Raw genomic sequence first — 18,735 nt, 5'->3', positions numbered from 1 at the left:
AAGGCGCGTGGAGTAGGGTGGCGTCAAAGGAGAGAGATCATGAGCAAGGATGCCAGTTATACATCGAAGACGCCGGATGCGGAGGGATTTTACAGCTATTCGGCGGAGGAGGATGCCGTCTGGGGCGAGTTGTTCGAGGCCCAGATGGCGTATCTGCAAGGCAAGGCGACGCCGGAGTATTTCGCGGGGGTCGAGTTGCTGGGCCTGAAGGCCGGCAAGGTGCCGCAGGTCAAGGAGATCGACGCGCGGCTGGTGGAGTTGACGGGCGCGGGGGTCGAGGGCGTGCCGGCGATCATTCCGCCGAGCCGGTTTTTCGATCTGCTGAGCCAGCGGAAGTTTCCGGTGGCGACCTTCCTGCGGCGGCGGGAGCAGATGGAGTATATCGAGGAGCCGGACCTGTTTCACGAGGTGTTCGGCCATTGCCCGCTGCTGACCAACCCGGATTACGTGGCGTTCATCGAGGGCGTGGGCAAGAAGGCGAAGGCGCTGGGGAAGGGGTATAGCTGGCACTTGTTCCGGCTGTTCTGGTTTACCGTGGAGTTCGGGATGATCCGTCACGGGGACGGGTACCGGGCGTTTGGCGCGGGGATCGTGTCGTCGCCGGCGGAGGCGGCGCATGCGACGGGGGGTGAGGCGGTGATCGAGCCGTTTGACCTGTCAAGGGTGCTGCGGATGCCCTACCGGATCGACATCGTGCAGCCGGTCTATTTTGCCATCGACGATTTCGCGCAGCTGGCGGCGACGTTGGAGGAGGACTGGCAGGCGGCGATCGACGCGGCGCGGGCGAAGGGCGACCTGCCGGCGCCGTTCGACAAGGCGGCCTGAGCGAGGTTTTGATTCCTATACCGGGCTGTCTGGGCTAAGCCCCTTCGTGTATTTCCAACGCGAGGGGCTTTTCCAATGGCCGATCTTCTGACCATCGAAAACCTCGGCAACCTGCTGATGCTGTGCTTTCTTCAGGCGGTGCTGGGCTTTGACAACCTTCTCTATATCTCGATCGAATCCCAGCGGGCGCCGGTGGCGCAGCAGAAATCGGTGCGGTACTGGGGCATCATCATTGCCGTGGCGCTGCGGGTGGTGCTGCTTTTCGTGATGATCCGGCTGATCGATGCCATGGCCGAGCCGTTCTACGTGTTCGACTGGGAGGGCGTTCTGACGGGGGGCGTGAATTTCGCGACCTGCGTGTTCATCATCGGCGGGATCTTCATCATCTACACGGCGGTGAAGGAGATCAGCCACATGTTGACCATCGAGCATCTCGACACGGATATGAGCGACAAGCCGGGCAAGTCGGCCACGCAGGTGGTGATCATGATCGTGATGATGAACCTGATCTTTTCCTTCGACTCGGTGCTGTCGGCGCTGGCGATCACGGATGTGTTCGTGATCCTGGCGACGGCGATCATCCTGTCGGGGTTGGCGATGCTGCTGCTGGCGGACGGGGTGACGAAATTCCTGGAGAAGAACCGGATGTACGAGGTGCTGGGCCTGTTCATCCTGCTGATCGTCGGCGTGGTATTGCTTGGCGAGGCGGGGCAGGCGGCGGCGCATGCGGTGCATGACGAGGCGCTGGCGCTTCGGTTCTTCGGCTACGAGGTGGTGCCGATGTCGAAGACGACCTTCTACTTCTCGGTCATCGTGCTGGTGGCGGTCGAGGTGATCCAGTCGGGCTATACGCGGAAGCTGAACGCGCAGCGGCGGACGGCCTCGCGCCACTGAGGTGGTTAACGGGCCGGGACAGGTGTTAAGGCGATGTTTACCCTAGCAACGCCTGACGCCATCACCTAAGTTTCGGTTGAGTGAATTGCCACCGACAGCGGGAGACGGCCCGGCATGGCGCGCCTGTTAATGCTCGTTATTCTGGCACTGGCGCTGGTTGCGCTGGCCGGTTTCGCCGTGTCCGCCATGACCCGGGCCGCCCGCGACGCCACGTCGATGGGGCGGGAGATGGTACTGACGACAAGGGGAACGAGTGTGCAGAAAATCGCCTATGCGGCCCTGTTCATCCTGATGCTCGGTGTCACGAGCGGCCTGCTCGGAGGGCTGTGACGGGCATGGCGCGGAAATACGGCGGCAAATTCAGCCCGGACAGCAGCGATGCGCAGGGCCCGGACCAGACCGACGCGGTGCTGTATCGCGGGGCGCAGGTCGACCCGGCGGGGGCGCGGGCGAACCTGATGTTCCTGCCTGCGGCGCTGGTGCTGTTCACCTCGCTGATGTCGGGCGCGGCCGGGCTGGCGCTGGGCGTGGCGTCGGCGGGCGTGCTGGCGCTGTCGGCGTGGATGCTGCGCAACGGGCTCAGGGCCGAGGCCGCGTATAACGCGCGGAAGGTGGCGCGCAGCCCCGGTATTCCGCGCAAGCTGTTTTCTTCCGTTCTGGCGGGGGCGGGGATTGCGATTGCCGCCTACAAGGCCGAGCCGGGCGTGGTGGCGCCGGTGATCTTTGGCGTGGTGACGACGGCGCTGCACGTGTTTTCCTTCGGGATCGACCCGATGAAGAACAAGGGCATGGAGGGCGTCGACCAGTTCCAGACCGACCGGGTGGCGCGGGCCGTGGACAAGGCTGAGGCGTACCTGAAGGAGATGTGGGACGCCGTGACGCGCGCCGGCGACCGGCAGGCGGAGGCCCGTGTCGAACGGTTTCAGGTCAGTGTGCGGGAGATGCTGCGGACGATCGAGAACGACCCGCGCGACCTGACCGGGGCGCGGAAGTATCTGACCGTTTACCTGATGGGCGCGCGGGACGCGACGGTGAAGTTCGCCGATGTCTATGCGCGGTCACGCGATGCCAAGGCGCGGGAGGATTATTTCGGCCTGCTGAGCGACCTCGAACAGAATTTCAATGCCAAGACCCGGGCGCTTTTGAGCGACGATTCCGCCGATCTCGAGATCGAGATCGAGGTGTTGCGCGACCGGTTAGAACGCGAGGGCATCCGCCCGGCCACCCCCAACGGATAAGGACCTGTGACCCATGTCTGAGAAGAGTCGTGAGAAAGCCGAGGCCGAGCTGGCCGAGATCGAGGAAGTCAGCCGGGTGATCCTGCCTGAGCCGGTGGAGGCCAATGCCGTGGTGCCGCTGGAGAAGGCCGACCCGGCGCAGGGGGCCGAGATCCGCAAGCGGATGGACGAGATCGACATGAGCGACACGAATTCCATCGTGTCTTTCGGGTCGGGCGCGCAGGCGGAGCTGCAGGAGATTTCGCAATCCATGCTGTCGGGGGTGCGCAACAAGGATGTGGGCCCGGCGGGGGATAGCCTGCGGAATATCGTGACGACGATCCGGGGGTTTTCCGTCTCGGAGCTGGATGTGCGGCGCGAGCGGACGTGGTGGGAGAAGCTGCTGGGCCGGGCCGCGCCCTTTGCCAAGTTCACCGCGCGGTTCGAGGATGTGCAGGGGCAGATCGACCGGATCACCGACGATCTGCTGGGGCATGAGCATGTTCTGTTGAAGGATATCAAGTCGCTCGACCTGCTCTATGAGAAGACGCTGAGCTTCTACGACGAGCTGGCGCTGTATATCGCGGCGGGCGAGGAGAAGCTGAAGGAGCTGGACGAGAAGGTCATTCCGGCCAAGGACAAGGAAGTTCAGGCCGCGCCCGAGAAGGACCAGGTGATGAAGGCGCAGGAATTGCGCGACCTGCGGGCGGCCAGGGACGACCTTGAACGGCGGGTGCATGACCTGAAGCTCACCCGGCAGGTGACGATGCAGTCGCTGCCGTCGATCCGGCTGGTGCAGGAGAACGACAAGAGCCTTGTCACCAAGATCAACTCGACGCTGGTGAACACCGTGCCGCTGTGGGAGACGCAGCTGGCGCAGGCGGTGACGATGCAGCGCTCGGCCGAGGCGGCCTCGGCGGTCAGGGATGCAAATGACCTGACCAATGACTTGCTGACCGCGAATGCCGAGAACCTGCGCGAGAGCAACAAGATGATCCGGCAGGAGATGGAGCGCGGCGTGTTCGATATCGAGGCCGTCAAGAAGGCCAATGCCGACCTGATCGGGACGATCCAGGAGAGCCTGCAGATTGCCGACGAGGGCAAGGCGAAGCGGGCGGCGGCCGAGGAGGACCTGAAGAAGATGGAGAAGGATCTTCGCGACACGTTGGCCTCGGCCAAGGCCCGCCGGGATGGCGTGGGCGACAATGCCGGCACGGCCGTGCCCAAGAGCTGAGGCGACATGTGAGCAGACCTGGCGGAATAGGGCGGCTCAGGCCGCTGTGGAGTGGCGCGCTTGCGGGCCTGTTGGTGCTGTCGGCCTGTGACAGGGCGCCGGTGCCGACCAGCAAGCCGCATGCCCGGCCAGACGGGTTGGTGACCGAGAAACCGTATGAGCCCTCGGCCCGGAGCGCGGCGCTGGCCCGGCATTATGCGCGGCTGCAGTCGCACTTGCTGGCGCAGGGGCTGCTCAGGACCGGCGGCGGTGGGGTGGATACGCCCTATACCGAGCGGGATGTCGCGCGCAATTTCGAGCGGATCGCGTTTTACGACGAGTATGTGCGCGGGGGTGGCTTGCAGGCGTCTCGCGACGGGCCGGACGTGCTGCGCAAGTGGGTCTCGCCGGTGCGGATGTCGGTGGAATACGGCAAGTCGGTTTCCGACGAGATGAAGGCGGCCGACGGGCCGGCTGTGGAAGCCTATGCGGCGCGGCTGTCGCGGATCACCGGGCATGACATTGCGCTGAGTGACGGCGCTGCGAATTTCCACGTGATCTTTTCGTCGGAGGATGACCGGGCGGATACCGTGGCCCGTGTGCGGGAGCTGGCGCCGGAGATCGGCCAGGCGACGATGGACCTGGTGGAGAGCCCGCCGCGGAGCATCTATTGCCTCGTGCTGACCTTCGTGGGCGCCTCGCAGCCGCATACGATCAACAAGGCGATCGCGCTGATCCGGACCGAACAGCCCGAGCTGATGCGCCGGTCGTGCATTCACGAGGAACTGGCGCAGGGCCTTGGCCTTGGCAATGACAGCGACACGGCGCGGCCGTCGATCTTCAACGATGACGAGGAATTCGCGCTGCTGACGACGCATGATGAAGAATTGCTGCGGCTGTTGTATCATCCGAACCTGACGCCGGGGATGACGCTGGAGCAGGCTCGCCCGCTGATCAGCCGGATCCTGGCCGGGGACCCGGGCCAGATTTGAGAATGAGGGAGACTTGAGACATGGGCATTTTCGATTTCCTGACGGGCGAGTTCATCGACGTCATTCATTGGGTCGACGACACGCGCGACACGATGGTCTGGCGGTTCGAGCGTGAGGGGCACGAGATCAAGTATGGCGCCAAGCTGACCGTGCGGGAGGGGCAGGCGGCGGTGTTCGTGCATGAGGGGCAACTGGCGGATGTGTTCACGCCGGGGCTTTACATGCTCGAAACCAACAACATGCCGATCATGACGACGCTTCAGCACTGGGACCATGGCTTCAAGAGCCCGTTCAAGTCGGAGATCTATTTCGTCAACACGACGCGGTTCAACGACCTGAAATGGGGGACGAAGAACCCGATCATGCTGCGCGACCCGGAGTTCGGGCCGACGAGGATCCGAGCGTTCGGGACCTATTCGGTGCGGGTGAGCGATCCGGCGAAGTTCCTGACCGAGATCGTGGGCACCGATGGCGAGTTCACGATGGACGAGATCAGCTACCAGATCCGCAACATCATCGTGCAGAGTTTCAGCCGGATCATTGCCGGGAGCGGGATACCGGTGCTGGACATGGCGGCGAATACCGCCGACCTGGGCAAGCTGATCGCGTCGGAGATTTCCGCCGTGGTGGCCGAGTACGGGCTGATCATTCCGGAATTCTATATCGAGAACATCTCCCTGCCGCCCGCGGTGGAGGAGGCGCTGGACAAGCGCACCTCGATGGGGCTGGCGGGTGATCTGGGCAAGTTCACGCAGTATTCTGCCGCCGAGGCGATGACGGCCGCGGCGAAGAACCCTTCTGGCGGGGCCGGCATCGGGGCCGGGCTTGGCATGGGGATGGGCATGGCGATGGCGCAGCAGCTTTCCGGCAATAACGGGCCGTGGGGGAATAATGCGCAGGGCCAGCAGCCGCAGGCGCCCTCTGCGCCGCCGCCGCCTCCGCCGCCGGTCGAGCATGTCTGGCACATCGCCGAGAACGGACAGACCCATGGCCCCTATTCCAAGGCCGCGATGGGCCGGATGGCGACGGAGGGCAAGCTGACCCGCGAGAGCCATGTCTGGACCGCCGGGCAGGATGGCTGGCTCAAGGCCGAGGACGTGCAGGAACTGGCGCAGCTGTTCACCATCCTGCCGCCGCCCCCGCCGGGCAGCTGAGGCGCACGGTACCATGAGCGAGACCGTCACGGACGCCCCGCCGCCCGCCCCGGAAGAGCACCGCTTTCCCTGCGATCAATGCGGCGCCGATTACCGGTTCGACCCCGAGAAGGGGCAATTGGTCTGTGACCATTGCGGGCATGTCGACGAGATCGCGCAGGCCGGGCCGTGGGCGGCCAATATCCGCGAGCTGGATTTCGAGGCGGCGCTGGCAGGCGGTCTGGGCGACGAGGAGATCGAGGAGACGCGGGTTCTGGAATGCCCCAGTTGCGGGGCAAGGGTGGAGTTCGACGATGCCACCCATTCCAAGGAATGCCCGTTCTGCGCGACGCCCGTGGTCACCGGGACCGGCACGCACCGGCATATCAAGCCAAAGGGGGTGTTGCCGTTTGCGCTGGACGAGCGGGCGGCAAGGACGGCGATGACCGAGTGGCTGGGCCGGCTGTGGTTCGCGCCGAACGGCTTGCAGGAGTATGCCCGCAAGGGGCGGAAATTGCAGGGGATTTACGTGCCTTACTGGACCTTCGATGCTGACACCAAGTCGAGCTATCGCGGCGAGCGGGGCACGGTCTATTATGAAACGCGCCGGGTGGTGCGCGACGGCAAGGAGCAGACGATCCGGGTGCAGAAGGTGCGCTGGCGGTCGGTGTCGGGCCGGGTGGCGCGGTTCTTCGACGATGTGCTGGTGCTGGCCTCCAAGACGCTGCCCAAGAAGTACACCGATGCGCTGGAGCCGTGGGACCTGTCGGCGATGGAGCCTTACCGGCCGGAGTTCCTGGCGGGGTTCCGGGCCGAGGGGTACCAGGTGGAGCTGGACGAGGGGTTCGTCGAGGCGCGGGCGCATATGGACAACGTGATCGCCCGCGACGTGCGGTTCGATATCGGGGGGGATCGTCAGCGGATTCACGATATCGACACCGCGATCAGCGACGTGACCTTCAAGCACGTGCTGTTGCCGGTATGGCTGGCCGCCTACAAGTACCGCGGCGAGACCTATCGTTTCGTCGTCAACGGGCGCACCGGGCGGGTGCAGGGCGAACGGCCGTGGTCGGCGTGGAAGATCGCCGTGGCCGTGGTGCTGGGCCTGATCGTGGCGGGTGGCGTGGGCTACCTGATTTCGCAGAACAGTTGAGGAGGCGGGTATGCCCGAGGATTTCGACGCGCTGAACCGGGTCATGGACGCGCGCTACAGCTGCCGGGGGTTCCGGCCCGATCCGGTGTCGGAAGAGGTGATCGGGCAGATCGTTGGCACCGCGGGCAAGGCCGCGTCGTGGTGCAACGCCCAGCCGTGGCGGCTGGTGGTGACGCAAGGGGATGAGACGGAGCGGTTTCGCGCGGCGCTGTTGGAGACGGTGGCGTCGGATAAGCCCGGGCCGGACCTGGAATGGCCCGAGGATTACCCGGGCGTTTATGGCGAGCGGCGGCGGACCTGCGGGTACCAGCTTTACAGTGCCGTCGGGATCGACCGGAAGGATCATGGCGCACGGGCCGAGCAGGCGATGCGGAACTTTCACCTGTTCGACGCGCCGCACGTGGCGATCATCCATTCCGAGGCGAAACTTGGCGCCTATGGCGCGCATGACTGCGGGGAGTTCGTGCTGGGTTTCATGCTGGCCGCAACGGCGCAGGGGGTGGCGACGGTGGCCCAGGCCTCGGTTGCCGGCTATGCCGATTTCATCCGGTCGCATTTCGGGCTGGACGAGAGCCGCCGGATCCTGTGTGCCATATCCTTCGGCTACGAGGACCCCGACCACCCTGCCAACACGTTCCGGACGGAGCGGGCGAGGGTGAGGGAGTTGCTTGACCTGCGGGGGTGAGGGGGAGATCGTCTAGTTGTATCTGACTTCAGGCAGGTACCCGTTCAGGTCCCGGATCATCTGGAGAAACTGATGTGTATATAGCTCTGGCGAAGCGACGTACCGATCCAGAATGTTCCGCGCATAGGTGAAGACGAGCGAGAAGATCGGCACCTGTAAGGTGCCGCTGCTTAAGCCAATCTCGTGAAAATAGGGGTGGATCGGATCTTCTTCCTCCAGGATCGCCCATCCAAGTTGAGGGCGCCTTAGAATAGCAGTTTCCCCAATGTATATACTCGTGTCCAAACACACTTCGGCCCATTCGAAAGAAATCTGGTGATGGACCGGAAGTTGTTCCAAACGCTCCGCGAAGAACCTGTTCAGGTCCATCAGCGACCCATCTGAATGATCGAGCGTGACGCCGTCGTATTTTCCGACGAGAGCCGCCAGCTTTCGAAGTCTTTCTTCTTTCTGCTTGGTGAAAAGGTCAAAACCCGCGCGTAGGATTGCGATATCCCCGTTGGGGGCCGCGGGGCCGGTCGCGAAGCGTTCCAGCGGATAGTAATCCTCTGACCAGTCAATGTCGCGCATGGTGTCCCTGTAGGGCTATTTCGATTTTTGCGGTCGTGTTTCGGCTGACCATCAGAGTTCTTGTCGTGAAAGCGAATTGAGCAAGGCAACGGCTGTAGGTCAATGCTCTGGTCGACTTTCACCCAAGCCATGCCCGCTGGCCGCCCACCGGTTCCGGACCGGAGGGCGGGGCTGGAGGAAACTCGAGATTTTCCGGGCTGAGGCGGTCAGGCCTTGGTGATCTTCACCTTCTTCGCTTCGGCCACCTTGGGCGAGGCTTTCGGCACGCTGAGCGTCAGGACGCCATCCTTGAGGTCGGCCGCGATCTTGTCGCCATCGGCATCGGCCGGCAGGCGGAAGGTGCGGCTGAAGGCGCCGTATTGGCGTTCGGAGAAGAACCAGGTGTCGCCCTTGTCCTCGCGCTCGGCCGATTTCTCGCCTTTCACGGTGACGACGCCCTCGTGAACCGAGACGTCGATATCCTTCTCCTCGACGCCGGGCAGTTCCATGGTGATGCGGTAGGCGTTTTCATCGGACTTGGCGTCGGAGGCGGGGGAAAGCCAGTCGGCCATGCGGGTGCCGAGGTGGCGGAAGGGTTCGTAGAAGGTGGGCCAGAGGCCCGCGGTGTGGGATTTCTCGACCATGTCAAAGCTCCTGTGCTGTAAGGCGAGCGGGAGTATGGGGCGAGTCGGGGTGGTGGGCATTGCCGCGGGTTAATCAGGGTGGGGGCTGGCGCGGCGGTCTTCGGTCTCGGTTCAGCTCTGGTGCCTGGCGGCGTCTCAAATAGAAACCCCCGCCGGATGATACGGCGGGGGTTTGGTTTGTCCAATCTTAGGCAGGTCAGTCCCAGCCGACCTCGTTGAAGATGGTCTGGGCCGCCTTGGCGTTGCGGCTGAACGCAGCCGTCGGCGTGGTGTCGTCTGCCTTGAAGTCACCCAGCCGGTCGGTCGCCTCGACGCCCGGGGCGCTTTCGACCGCCGGGTACTCGTTGTTCTGCGAGGCGAAATGGGTCTGGGCGAAGTCGCTGGTCAGGAATTCGAGGAACTTGACCGCGTTTTCCGGGTGAGGCGCTGCCGCTGTCATCGAGGCGGTGGCGAGGTTGACGTGTGCGCCGCGGTCGTCCTGGTTGGGCCAGACCCAGCCGATGCTGTCGATCTCTTCCGACAGGCCGCTGACGTCGCCGCCGAAGCCGCGCAGGAAGTAATAGTGGTTGGCGACGGCCACGTCGCATTCGCCCGAGATGAGGCCGCGGAGCTGATCGGTGTCGCCGCCCTGGGGCGCGCGGGCCATGTTCTCGACGATGCCGGCGGCCCAGTCACGGGCGCCCTCTTCGCCGTGCACCTCGATGATCGAGGCCAGCAGCGACTGGTTGTAGACGTTGGAGGAGGAGCGGATGCAGATCTTGCCCTTCCATTCCGGCTCGGCCAGCGCCTCGTAGGTCACCGGCGGGTTTTCCACCCGGTCCTTGGCGTAGAAGATGATGCGCGCGCGTTGCGAGACGCCGAACCAGAGGTTGTCGGGGTGCTGGAAGTGCTCGGGGATGCGTTCCTCGATGACGTCGGAAGAGAACGGCGCCAGAACGCCGGCCTCTTCTGCGCGTTCCATGCGGCCCACGTCGACGGCCAGGAAGATGTCGGCCGGGCTGTTGTCGCCTTCGGCCTCGAGCCGGGCGATGATCTCGTCGGCATCGGCCTCGATGCGGTTGACGGAGATGCCGGTCTCGTCGGTGAAGGTGTCGAACAGCACGTCGTCGGAATCGTAGTGACGGCTGGAATAGATGTTCACCTCCTGCGCGAGGGCAGGTGCGGCGAGGGCCATGATGGCGGCAGCGGCAGTGACGCTGCGGGTAAGGCTGGTCATTCGGATCGGTCCTCTCTTATTCCGACTGAAATAATAGGTTTTTCCTGAGGTTTCTGACCAAAATAGTCAAGAGGATTCGGTTCGCGTCGGCCGCGGTGCGCTTAGGGCCCGGCCGCCCTGAGGGCCCGAAACGCAGCGTAAAACTTGCGACTTGGCGCGAAGATACTCATGTTATCCTGACGGGTAAGAAACGGCGGGGGTCAGGAGATCAACGGAGGCCGCCGCGAAGGGAGGAGAAGGCATGGGCTTTGCCACGCGCCAGGATGTGCTGGATATTCAGAATGAAATGCCGTGGACCGAGCGGGACCGGCCCGAGACGCTCTATGCGATGTTGAAGAACGTCGCCGAGGCGTTTCCCGATCGTCCGGCGATCAGCTACCAGCTTTTCTCGGGCGCGACCGACCCGGCGCAGACGCTGACATGGCAGCAGTTCCACGACCAGGTGTGCCAGGCCGCGAACCTGTTCCGCTCGCTGAAGGTCGAGGAAGGCGACGTTGTGGCGCTGATCCTGCCCAACTGTCTTGAGACGGCCACGGCCATGGTCGGCGCGATGGTGGCCGGTATCGCGAGCCCGATCAACCCGCTGCTTGAGCCCGAGAACATTGGCGCCATCCTGCGCGAGACGAATGCCAAGGTGGTGGTGACGCTCAAGTCGTTCCCGAAGACGGACATCGCCCAGAAGACGGCCGAGGCGGTGCGGCACGCCACGCATGTGCACACGATCCTCGAGATCGACCTGAACAGCTATCTCAGCCCGCCGAAGAGCTGGATCGTGCCCTTCCTGCGGCCCAAGGTGACCGGCAAGCACCATGCCGACATCAAGGATTTCGTGGCCGAGGCGAAGCGGCAGAACAAGACGCTCGATTTCCCCGATGCACAGGGCGACCGGGTGGGGGCCTATTTCCACACCGGCGGCACGACGGGCATGCCCAAGGTGGCGCAGCACCGCTATTCGGGGATGATCTATAACGGCTGGTTGGGCGATCAGTTGCTGTTTTCCGAGGAAGACAACATCATGTGCCCGCTGCCGCTGTTCCACGTCTTCGCGACGCATGTGATCCTGATGGCGATGATCAAGTCGGGGGCGCATGTGGTGTTTCCGACGCCCGCGGGCTATCGCGGGGACGGGGTGTTCGACAATTTCTGGAAGCTTTGCGAGCGGTGGAAGATCACCTTCGTGATCACCGTGCCGACCGCTGTCTCGGCGCTGATGCAGCGGAAGGTGGATGCGGATCTCTCGACGGTGAAGAACGCGTTTTCCGGCTCGGCGCCGATGCCGCTGGAACTGTTCAAGCGGTTCGAATCGGCGACCGGCATGGCGGTGATCGAGGGGTATGGCCTGACCGAGGCCACGTGCCTCGTGGCCGTGAACCCGCCCACGGGCGAGAAGAAGGTGGGCTCGGTCGGCTGCCCGCTGCCCTATACGGATGTGCGCATCTACAAGGCCAGCGAGGGCGAGGACCCGGTCGAGGCCGCGACCGACGAGGTGGGCGAGATCTGTATCTCGAACCCGGGTGTTTTCCCCGGCAACACCTATACCGACCCGACCAAGAACGAGAAACTCTACTATCACGAGACGTACCTGCGCACCGGCGACCTGGGCCGGATCGACGGCGACGGCTATCTCTGGATCACCGGCCGCGCCAAGGACCTGATCATTCGTGGCGGGCACAATATCGACCCGGCCGAGATCGAGGAGGCGCTGATGGCCCATGCCGAGGTGGCGATGGCCGGCGCGATCGGCCAGCCGGATGGGTATACGGGCGAGATGCCCTGCGCCTATGTCGAATTGGTCGAGGGTGGCAGCGTCACCGGCGAGGAACTGGTGGAATACTGCAAGGTGCATGTCCACGAACGCGCCGCGCAGCCGAAATACATCGAGGTCATGCCTGAATTGCCCAAGACGGCGGTGGGCAAGGTGTTCAAGCCCGACCTGCGGAAATCGGCGATCACGCGCATTTACAATGCCGAGTTGGAGAAGGAAGGGCTGAATGCCCGCGTGGTCAAGGTGATCGATTCCAAGAAGCAGGGTCTCGTCGCGCAGATCGAGAAGACCGGCGATGTGGACGAGGCGAAACTGAACGAGGTTCTCGGCCGGTTCACGCGGCCCTGGGCCTGGGCGGAAAAGGAAACCGCCTGAGACCGGGCACCTGCCTGCGCTTCTTCTGGCCTTAAATATCCCGGGGGAGGCGTTGAAATCCCTCGGGATTTCAACGTTGGGGGCAGAGCCCCCGGCTACCTCTCCACGAGCGCCTTGCGTGCCAATGACAGCACCGTGGCCTTGTAGCGCGCCTGATCCCAGCCGCATTTGACCACCAGCGACTCCCATGTCTGGAGGCTCATCAGGGTCCAGAGCAGGTCGGTCGCCTCTGTTTCCGAATGGTCCGATGACAGCGCGCCGTCGCGGGCGAGGGCGGCCACCGCCGCCTCGCATCCCTCGCGCATGTCCTGCATCCGTTCGGCCCAGGCGCGGGCGGCGTCTTCGTCTGTCTCGGCCATCACGATCAGCGTCTTGGCGATGCCGAATATCTTCGGCACGTAGGCCGACCACGCGGTGATGTAGGCCTCCAGCCGGGCCTCGCCGGTGGTGGCGGCGCGGCTGTCGGCGAGGCTGTCCTGCACGCAATAGACCTCGTCCATGTATTTCGTCGTGGCAACGAACAGTTCCGTCCGGTTGGGGAAATGCAGGTAGAGCGCCTGTCGGCTGACCCCGGCCTTCTTCGCGATATCCGACATGCGGGCGGCGACGCCGGGGTTCGATTCGAGCAACTCCCACGCGGCTTTCAGGATGCGGGTGCGGGTTGGATTCTTCTCGCTTGACACAATGTAAACTCCTGTCTATTTACACCGTGTCAATTTACACAGTGTCAAGTCAAGAGGAGACCCAATATGGCACGGAAGATTTTCATCTGGGTGGCACATCCGAAGGCGGGCTCGCTGTGTGCGGCGCTGGCGGATGCCTACCAGCAGGGGGCGGAAGGCAAGGGCGCCGAGGTGCGGCGGATGGACCTGGCCGACATGCGGTTCGACGAGGCGTTCGAAGGGTATGGGCCGGACGCGCCGGAACTGGAGCCGGACCTGCTGGCCTGGCAGGAGGGGGTGGCCTGGGCCGATCACCTGCTGATCGTGCATCCCTATTGGTGGGGCGCGATGCCGACTCGGGCCAAGGCGGTGCTGGACCGGGCGCTGACCTCGGGCTTTGGCTTCAAGTATCACCGGCGCGGCATGGGGTGGGACAAGCTTCTGACCGGGCGGACGGCGGACGCGGTCATCACCTCCGACACGCCGCCTTTGCTGGACACGCTTTTGTACCGCAAGCCGGGGCGGCGGGTGTTGAAGAACCAGGTTCTTGGGTTCTGCGGCATCCGGATGCGGCGGCTGAAACAGTTCGGGTCGGTCAAGCTGGCCGCGCCGGAGAAGATCGCGCGCTGGTTGGACAGCGCGCATGAAATGGGCCGGTCCGCGGCCTGAAATATTCCCTCACATCAAGGAGTTATTGAAATGTCTGAAACCATTACCCTCATCACTTTCGGGTCGGTTGCGCTGATCATGGCGCTGGTATCCGGCGTCTTCCTCGGGTTTTCCGATTTCATCATGCGGTCGCTCAGGGTCAGCTCGCCCCGGGCGGGGATCGAGGCGATGCAGCAGATCAACCGCGAGGTGCTGTCGTCGGCCTTTGTCTTTTCGCTGATCGCGCTGGCACCTGTGTCGCTTGGGGTGATGGCCTATGCGTGGTTTGCCCTTGGCGGGCCGGCGCAGGGGTGGTTCATCGCGAGCGGGGCGGTCTACGTGCTGGGCACGTTCCTGGTGACGCTTTTCGGCAACGTGCCGATGAACCGGCGGCTGGATGCATTGGCGGTCGATGGGCCGGAGACGGAAGCTTATTGGGCGCATTACGCGGTGACCTGGACCCGGTGGAACCATGTGCGCACCGCGGCCTCGGCGCTGTCGGCGGCGGCGCTGCTGGTGGGGTGTGCGGTTTACGCTTGAGGGCTTTTCGGAAAGCGCAGGATCCGGGTCATGCCTGCGCATGATCCGGGTCGAGCGCGTTTGCGGGGGCGGCGATGGTCGCGCCTGCGACATCTGAAAAGGAGTTTACCCATGTTGCTGAAGGATAAGGTCATCATCGTCACCGGTGCGTCGAGCGGGATCGGCGCAGCGGCGGCGCTGAAGTTTGCGGAGCAGGGGGCCAAGCTGGTGCTGGGGGCGAGGCGGAGGGATGCGCTGGAGGCGGTTGCCGGGCAGATCACCCGGTCGAACGCGGCGGCTGTGGCGGTTCCGGGAGACGTCAAGGATGCGGGCTATGCCGAGGAATTGGTCGAGGTGGCGAAAGAGCGGTTCGGCGGGCTGGACGGGGCGTTCAACAATGCCGGCATTCTCGGGAGCGGGGAAATGGTGGAGGCGACCGGGCCGGAGGAGTGGGCCGAGGTGCTGGCGACCAATCTGACCTCGGGGTATCACGCCGCGCGGGCGCAGATCCCGGCACTTCGGGCGCGGGGTGGGGGATCGCTGGTATTTACCGGATCGTTCATCGGGCACACCGCGACCCTGCCCGGAATGGGGGCCTATGCCGCGTCTAAGGCGGGGCTTGTGGGGCTTATGCAGGCGGTTGCGGCGGAATATGGCGCGGAAGGGATCAGGGCGAACGTGCTGATGCCCGGCGGCACGCTGACGGCGATTTCGATGGATGCGGCGACGAACCCGGAGACGCAGGCCTTCATTGCCGGGCTGCATGCCCTCAAGCGGATGGCGGAGCCGAGTGAGATTGCCGATGCGGCGCTGTTCCTGCTGTCGGACATGGCGAGCTTTGTGACCGGCTCGGCCATGCTGGCGGATGGGGGCAACTCGATCTGCAAGATGTGAGGGCAGGTCGGAAAAAGAAGTCGGCACGGTCTGTGCCGGCTTTGGCCTATGGGCGGATTGCTGTAGAAATACAGGCATGAAAGGCAGGGCCCATGTCGATCTATCATGGCAATGAGTGATGTCGAGCGCGCGGTCGTCCGCCTTCTTCAGGGCGTGGCCACCGGCGACACCGTGATCCGCCGTGACGCCTGGCGGCGCCTGGTCGATGCCGGGCCGGAGGCCGTGCCGCATGTTCGGGCGAAGCTCGACTCGGTTGCGTGGGGCGAGCGGCCGAAGGGGCCGTCGTACCTGTATCTGGGCGTGCTTCTGTCGTTGCTTCATGAGCTTGATGTGCCTGCCTTTCGGGCAGAGATCGGGCGGCTGAGAGCGTCGCGGTTGCGTGATCGGCACCGGCAGGTCGTGGATTTCATGGCGAAGATGGGCGATGCCGCACCGGTGCTGCGGCTGTCGGATGGCACGCCGGTATTCGTGGCGGAGGATATCGAGGACCGGGAGCGGATTGCCGGGAATATCGCCCGGTGGAGCCGGACACCGGGTGTGGAGCTTGGCGACGTCTCGCGGATCGACGTGATCGGGTGGTCGGGAGAGATGGACTGTGTCGGTCTCTATCGGATCTGTGAGTCGGCCATCGTTCTGACCTGGCCCACCGGGCGGGCGTGGGGTTTGGTGCGGTGGTGGCGGCGGATCGAGGCGGAGCATACCTTCTATCACGAGGTGGGGCACCATGTGTGCGGGCATGTCGAAGGCGGGCAGGCGCCGGAGCTGGAACGCGAGGCGGATGACTTCGCGCGATGAACGATGTGCGCGGCGCATCCTTGGTTCTTCAAAACGGTGAAAACCCTGCTTCTTCCATTCAAACCGATTGTCCATTTTTGGGTGCGATTACGCCGTCGGCGAATGAAGGCGGTGCGAAACCCTGAGTGAGGGTTGGGGAGATGATCGGAGGACATGGAAAAACGCCGCCAGCGGGGCTGACGGCGTTTGACGTTTCCGGTTCCGCTTCAGGACGTTACGACACGTCCTTGTAGCTGATTTCCCGCTTGTCCTCGCCGGTCTTGCCGCGGCGGACGAGCAGGCGGTTGAGCGCGTTCACATAGGCCTTGGCGGAGGCGAGCACCGTGTCGGTATCGGCCGACTGGCCGGTGGCGATGTTGCCCTCTTCCTCGAGCCGGACGGAGACGGTGGCCTGGGCGTCGGTGCCCTCGGTCACGGCGTGCACCTGGTAGAGCGAGAGATGCGCGTCGTTGGGGTGCAGGTCGCGCACCGCCTTGAAGGTGGCGTCGACCGGGCCGTCGCCCGATTGGGTGACCGTCTTCTCCTCGCCGTCGATGAGCATGACCAGCTTGGCCTCGGCCGGGCCGCCGGTGCCGCAGACCACGCGCAGGGACTTGATGGTGAGACGGTCTTTCGCCTCGTCCTCTCCGGCGGCGACGAGGGCGACGAGGTCTTCGTCGTAGACCTCCTTCTTGCGGTCGGCGAGATCCTTGAAGCGGTAGAACACGTCGTCGAGCTGGTTGGCGCCCAGCTCGAACCCGAGATCCTTGAGCTTGGCGCGGAGCGCGGCACGGCCCGAGTGCTTGCCCATGACGATGTTGGTCTCGGCAAGGCCCACATCGGAGGGGCGCATGATCTCGAACGTCTCGGCGTTCTTGAGCATGCCGTCCTGGTGGATACCGGATTCGTGCGCGAAGGCGTTCTTGCCGACGATGGCCTTGTTATACTGCACGTTGAAGCCCGAGACCGTGGCGACACGGCGGCTGATATGCATGATCTTGGTGCTGTCGACATTGGTGTAATACGGCATGATGTCGTTGCGCACCTTGAGCGCCATCACCACCTCTTCCAGCGCGGTGTTGCCGGCGCGTTCGCCGAGGCCGTTGATGGTGCATTCGATCTGCCGCGCGCCACCCGCGACGGCGGCCAGCGAGTTGGCGGTCGCCATGCCGAGGTCGTTATGGCAGTGGGTGGCAAAGACCACCTCGTCGCCACCCGGCACTTCGTTGATCAGCCGGCGGATCAGGTCGGCGGATTCGACGGGCGCGGTGTAGCCCACGGTATCGGGGATGTTGATGGTGGTGGCGCCGGCCTTGATGGCGATCTCGACCACGCGGGCGAGGTAATCCCACTCGGTGCGGGTGGCATCCATCGGCGACCATTGCACGTTGTCGCAGAGGTTGCGGGCGTGGGTCACGGTTTCATGGATGCGCTCGGCCATCTCGTCCTGCGTGAGGTTCGGAATGGCGCGGTGCAGCGGCGAGGTGCCGATGAAGGTGTGGATGCGCGGCTGTTCGGCATGACGGATCGCCTCCCAGCAGCGGTCGATATCCTTGGTGTTGGCGCGGGCCAGCCCGCAGATCACCGAGTTCTTCGAGTTCTTGGCGATCTCGCTCACCGCGCGGAAATCGCCTTCCGAGGCGATGGGGAAGCCCGCTTCGATGATGTCGACGCCCATTTCGTCGAGCAGCCCGGCAATTTCGAGCTTTTCGTCATGGGTCATGGTCGCGCCGGGGGATTGTTCGCCGTCGCGGAGGGTCGTGTCGAAAATGACGACTCGATCTTTGTCTGCGTTTGTCATGTCTGGTCTCTTTTCGTTGTCCTAAGCCTGGTGGCGCGAGAAAGGCACATCCTCTGAGCGGTCGCGCCGGCCTACGGCACGCTCAGAGGCGGCTTAGGAGCAGCAGGACGGAAAGGCAAGCCGCGCGGGGGCGGGTTGCTTTCGGCATGATATGGTCCTGCTTCGTCATGGGGCGAAGTATAGGCATGGTGCGGGGGCTTGAAAACCCCCGGATTGCACGTTGCGTCAGGTGAAGCCCTTGTCATGCCGTTCGGTGCCGTCGAACCGGGCAAGCCATGGCATGGCGGAGCTGCACCAGATTTCGTAGCGCGGGGTCAGGTCGCGGCGCTCGGTGATGGTGCCGGCCCGCAGGTTCACGATGCCGCTTTCGCCCTTTTCATCCGTGGCCCAGAGCCCGGCGCCGCAGGTGGAACAGAAGGTCAGTGCGCGGCGGTTTCCGCTTTCGGCTTCCTTGACGTAGGTCTTCGGCGTGCCGGAGAGGAGGCGGAACTCGGCCTGCTTCACGACGGCGATGGTGCGGAAGGCAGAGGCCGAGGTGACCTGGCAATCGGTGCAGTGGCAGATGCCGAATCGGGCCGGGTCGAGCTCGGCCTCGTAGGTGATGTCGCCGCAATGGCAGGCGCCGGTGATCTTCATGTCAGTCCTCCCTGGTGTCATGGGCCAGTCTATACCGGGCGGGGGCGGAATCTTGAAAAGATTCCGGGCGTTTTCTTTTCAAGAAAACGGCGCCATGCCGCGGGGTCGGCTTGATACCGGACGGGCGGGCTTTAGCTCTG

21 protein-coding genes are annotated in these 18,735 nt (G+C 64.1%); 15 read left to right on the top strand and 6 right to left on the bottom strand.

The features are described 5' to 3' along the window. Nucleotides 1–39: 39 nt before the first annotated feature. From RIdsm_RS18900 to RIdsm_RS18860, 9 genes are all read left to right on the top strand, one after another. Entirely contained in the window at nucleotides 40–825 is a 786-nt protein-coding gene (locus RIdsm_RS18900) for a phenylalanine 4-monooxygenase (protein WP_057819125.1), read from the top strand. Between the two features lie 75 nt (nucleotides 826–900). Then, the gene (locus tag RIdsm_RS18895) at nucleotides 901–1,719 is read left to right on the top strand and encodes a TerC family protein (protein WP_057819123.1); all 819 of its coding nucleotides are present in this window, start codon (nucleotides 901–903) and stop codon (nucleotides 1,717–1,719) included. A gap of 114 nt (nucleotides 1,720–1,833) precedes the next feature. Next, nucleotides 1,834–2,049: a hypothetical protein gene (locus RIdsm_RS18890; protein WP_057819121.1), complete on the top strand. Its 216-nt coding sequence runs from the start codon at nucleotides 1,834–1,836 to the stop codon at nucleotides 2,047–2,049. 5 nt (nucleotides 2,050–2,054) lie between these two features. Continuing rightward, the gene (locus RIdsm_RS18885; RefSeq protein WP_057819119.1) at nucleotides 2,055–2,957 is read left to right on the top strand and encodes a 5-bromo-4-chloroindolyl phosphate hydrolysis family protein; all 903 of its coding nucleotides are present in this window, start codon (nucleotides 2,055–2,057) and stop codon (nucleotides 2,955–2,957) included. Nucleotides 2,958–2,970: 13 nt separating this feature from the next. After that, nucleotides 2,971–4,170, top strand: coding sequence for a toxic anion resistance protein (locus RIdsm_RS18880; RefSeq protein ID WP_057819117.1), 1,200 nt, complete (start codon nucleotides 2,971–2,973; stop codon nucleotides 4,168–4,170). 8 nt (nucleotides 4,171–4,178) lie between these two features. Further along, nucleotides 4,179–5,141: a DUF2927 domain-containing protein gene (locus RIdsm_RS18875; protein ID WP_236553370.1), complete on the top strand. Its 963-nt coding sequence runs from the start codon at nucleotides 4,179–4,181 to the stop codon at nucleotides 5,139–5,141. Between the two features lie 20 nt (nucleotides 5,142–5,161). After that, nucleotides 5,162–6,295 carry an SPFH domain-containing protein gene (locus tag RIdsm_RS18870; protein ID WP_057819115.1) on the top strand — a complete coding sequence of 378 codons (1,134 nt, stop codon included), beginning with the start codon at nucleotides 5,162–5,164 and terminating at the stop codon, nucleotides 6,293–6,295. Nucleotides 6,296–6,308: 13 nt separating this feature from the next. Further along, nucleotides 6,309–7,427: a TFIIB-type zinc finger domain-containing protein gene (locus RIdsm_RS18865; protein WP_057819113.1), complete on the top strand. Its 1,119-nt coding sequence runs from the start codon at nucleotides 6,309–6,311 to the stop codon at nucleotides 7,425–7,427. 10 nt (nucleotides 7,428–7,437) lie between these two features. Continuing rightward, nucleotides 7,438–8,112, top strand: coding sequence for a nitroreductase (locus tag RIdsm_RS18860; RefSeq protein WP_057819111.1), 675 nt, complete (start codon nucleotides 7,438–7,440; stop codon nucleotides 8,110–8,112). A gap of 12 nt (nucleotides 8,113–8,124) precedes the next feature. Here RIdsm_RS18860 and RIdsm_RS18855 read toward each other — a convergent pair whose 3' ends face one another. The 3 genes from RIdsm_RS18855 to RIdsm_RS18845 all read right to left on the bottom strand — a co-directional run bounded on the left by RIdsm_RS18855 (nucleotide 8,125) and on the right by RIdsm_RS18845 (nucleotide 10,521). Further along, a complete protein-coding gene (locus RIdsm_RS18855; protein WP_057819109.1) occupies nucleotides 8,125–8,682 on the bottom strand; it encodes a hypothetical protein in 558 nt (185 codons plus the stop codon). A 206-nt stretch (nucleotides 8,683–8,888) separates the two neighbouring features. Further along, the gene (locus RIdsm_RS18850) at nucleotides 8,889–9,305 is read right to left on the bottom strand and encodes an Hsp20/alpha crystallin family protein (protein ID WP_057819107.1); all 417 of its coding nucleotides are present in this window, start codon (nucleotides 9,303–9,305) and stop codon (nucleotides 8,889–8,891) included. 196 nt (nucleotides 9,306–9,501) lie between these two features. Continuing rightward, nucleotides 9,502–10,521 (bottom strand): extracellular solute-binding protein, encoded by a 1,020-nt coding sequence (locus tag RIdsm_RS18845; protein ID WP_057819105.1) that lies wholly within the window; start codon nucleotides 10,519–10,521, stop codon nucleotides 9,502–9,504. A 241-nt stretch (nucleotides 10,522–10,762) separates the two neighbouring features. Between RIdsm_RS18845 and RIdsm_RS18840 the strand changes: the two genes are divergently transcribed. Continuing rightward, complete coding sequence (locus RIdsm_RS18840; RefSeq protein ID WP_057819103.1) at nucleotides 10,763–12,661, top strand: acyl-CoA synthetase; 1,899 nt, start codon at nucleotides 10,763–10,765, stop codon at nucleotides 12,659–12,661. A gap of 95 nt (nucleotides 12,662–12,756) precedes the next feature. On the opposite strand, the gene RIdsm_RS18835 is transcribed toward RIdsm_RS18840, so the two are convergent. Beyond that, nucleotides 12,757–13,344 (bottom strand): TetR/AcrR family transcriptional regulator, encoded by a 588-nt coding sequence (locus RIdsm_RS18835; RefSeq protein WP_057819101.1) that lies wholly within the window; start codon nucleotides 13,342–13,344, stop codon nucleotides 12,757–12,759. A gap of 66 nt (nucleotides 13,345–13,410) precedes the next feature. Here RIdsm_RS18835 and RIdsm_RS18830 point away from each other — a divergent pair, with 66 nt between their 5' ends. From RIdsm_RS18830 to RIdsm_RS30770, 5 genes are all read left to right on the top strand, one after another. Further along, on the top strand, nucleotides 13,411–13,992 hold the full coding sequence (locus tag RIdsm_RS18830; RefSeq protein ID WP_057819099.1) for an NAD(P)H-dependent oxidoreductase: 582 nt from the start codon (nucleotides 13,411–13,413) through the stop codon (nucleotides 13,990–13,992). A gap of 30 nt (nucleotides 13,993–14,022) precedes the next feature. Further along, nucleotides 14,023–14,511, top strand: a complete 489-nt coding sequence (locus tag RIdsm_RS18825) for an anthrone oxygenase family protein (RefSeq protein ID WP_057819097.1) — start codon at nucleotides 14,023–14,025, stop codon at nucleotides 14,509–14,511. Nucleotides 14,512–14,622: 111 nt separating this feature from the next. Then, entirely contained in the window at nucleotides 14,623–15,384 is a 762-nt protein-coding gene (locus RIdsm_RS18820) for an SDR family oxidoreductase (RefSeq protein ID WP_057819095.1), read from the top strand. A 111-nt stretch (nucleotides 15,385–15,495) separates the two neighbouring features. After that, a complete protein-coding gene (locus tag RIdsm_RS18815) occupies nucleotides 15,496–16,179 on the top strand; it encodes a hypothetical protein (protein ID WP_057819094.1) in 684 nt (227 codons plus the stop codon). Next, on the top strand, nucleotides 16,176–16,304 hold the full coding sequence (locus RIdsm_RS30770; protein ID WP_268874609.1) for a hypothetical protein: 129 nt from the start codon (nucleotides 16,176–16,178) through the stop codon (nucleotides 16,302–16,304). The genes RIdsm_RS18815 and RIdsm_RS30770 overlap by 4 nt, the downstream gene beginning before the upstream one ends. An 89-nt stretch (nucleotides 16,305–16,393) precedes the next feature. Here the strand turns inward: RIdsm_RS30770 and RIdsm_RS18810 are convergent, their stop codons facing one another. After that, nucleotides 16,394–17,959, bottom strand: a complete 1,566-nt coding sequence (locus RIdsm_RS18810; protein WP_057819092.1) for a 2-isopropylmalate synthase — start codon at nucleotides 17,957–17,959, stop codon at nucleotides 16,394–16,396. A gap of 225 nt (nucleotides 17,960–18,184) precedes the next feature. After that, complete coding sequence (locus RIdsm_RS18805) at nucleotides 18,185–18,595, bottom strand: GFA family protein (RefSeq protein ID WP_057819090.1); 411 nt, start codon at nucleotides 18,593–18,595, stop codon at nucleotides 18,185–18,187. Nucleotides 18,596–18,735: the final 140 nt, after the last annotated feature.

Origin of the sequence: Roseovarius indicus, assembly GCF_008728195.1 — a bacterium.
Taxonomy (GTDB): domain Bacteria; phylum Pseudomonadota; class Alphaproteobacteria; order Rhodobacterales; family Rhodobacteraceae; genus Roseovarius; species Roseovarius indicus.
The sequence above is the reverse complement of the archived record's forward strand: the minus strand, read 5'-3'. Positions and strand labels throughout refer to the sequence as shown.

Bases quoted from the DNA above. Each gene is read 5' to 3' on its own strand.
- RIdsm_RS18900 (WP_057819125.1), top strand. From the start codon at position 40: ATGAGCAAGGATGCCAGTTATACATCGAAGACGCCGGATGCGGAGGGA.
- RIdsm_RS18895 (WP_057819123.1), top strand. From the start codon at position 901: ATGGCCGATCTTCTGACCATCGAAAACCTCGGCAACCTGCTGATGCTG.
- RIdsm_RS18890 (WP_057819121.1), top strand. From the start codon at position 1,834: ATGGCGCGCCTGTTAATGCTCGTTATTCTGGCACTGGCGCTGGTTGCG.
- RIdsm_RS18885 (WP_057819119.1), top strand. From the start codon at position 2,055: ATGGCGCGGAAATACGGCGGCAAATTCAGCCCGGACAGCAGCGATGCG.
- RIdsm_RS18880 (WP_057819117.1), top strand. From the start codon at position 2,971: ATGTCTGAGAAGAGTCGTGAGAAAGCCGAGGCCGAGCTGGCCGAGATC.
- RIdsm_RS18870 (WP_057819115.1), top strand. From the start codon at position 5,162: ATGGGCATTTTCGATTTCCTGACGGGCGAGTTCATCGACGTCATTCAT.
- RIdsm_RS18865 (WP_057819113.1), top strand. From the start codon at position 6,309: ATGAGCGAGACCGTCACGGACGCCCCGCCGCCCGCCCCGGAAGAGCAC.
- RIdsm_RS18860 (WP_057819111.1), top strand. From the start codon at position 7,438: ATGCCCGAGGATTTCGACGCGCTGAACCGGGTCATGGACGCGCGCTAC.
- RIdsm_RS18855 (WP_057819109.1), bottom strand. From the start codon at position 8,682: ATGCGCGACATTGACTGGTCAGAGGATTACTATCCGCTGGAACGCTTC.
- RIdsm_RS18850 (WP_057819107.1), bottom strand. From the start codon at position 9,305: ATGGTCGAGAAATCCCACACCGCGGGCCTCTGGCCCACCTTCTACGAA.
- RIdsm_RS18845 (WP_057819105.1), bottom strand. From the start codon at position 10,521: ATGACCAGCCTTACCCGCAGCGTCACTGCCGCTGCCGCCATCATGGCC.
- RIdsm_RS18840 (WP_057819103.1), top strand. From the start codon at position 10,763: ATGGGCTTTGCCACGCGCCAGGATGTGCTGGATATTCAGAATGAAATG.
- RIdsm_RS18830 (WP_057819099.1), top strand. From the start codon at position 13,411: ATGGCACGGAAGATTTTCATCTGGGTGGCACATCCGAAGGCGGGCTCG.
- RIdsm_RS18825 (WP_057819097.1), top strand. From the start codon at position 14,023: ATGTCTGAAACCATTACCCTCATCACTTTCGGGTCGGTTGCGCTGATC.
- RIdsm_RS18820 (WP_057819095.1), top strand. From the start codon at position 14,623: ATGTTGCTGAAGGATAAGGTCATCATCGTCACCGGTGCGTCGAGCGGG.
- RIdsm_RS18815 (WP_057819094.1), top strand. From the start codon at position 15,496: ATGAGTGATGTCGAGCGCGCGGTCGTCCGCCTTCTTCAGGGCGTGGCC.
- RIdsm_RS30770 (WP_268874609.1), top strand. From the start codon at position 16,176: ATGAACGATGTGCGCGGCGCATCCTTGGTTCTTCAAAACGGTGAAAAC.
- RIdsm_RS18810 (WP_057819092.1), bottom strand. From the start codon at position 17,959: ATGACAAACGCAGACAAAGATCGAGTCGTCATTTTCGACACGACCCTC.
- RIdsm_RS18805 (WP_057819090.1), bottom strand. From the start codon at position 18,595: ATGAAGATCACCGGCGCCTGCCATTGCGGCGACATCACCTACGAGGCC.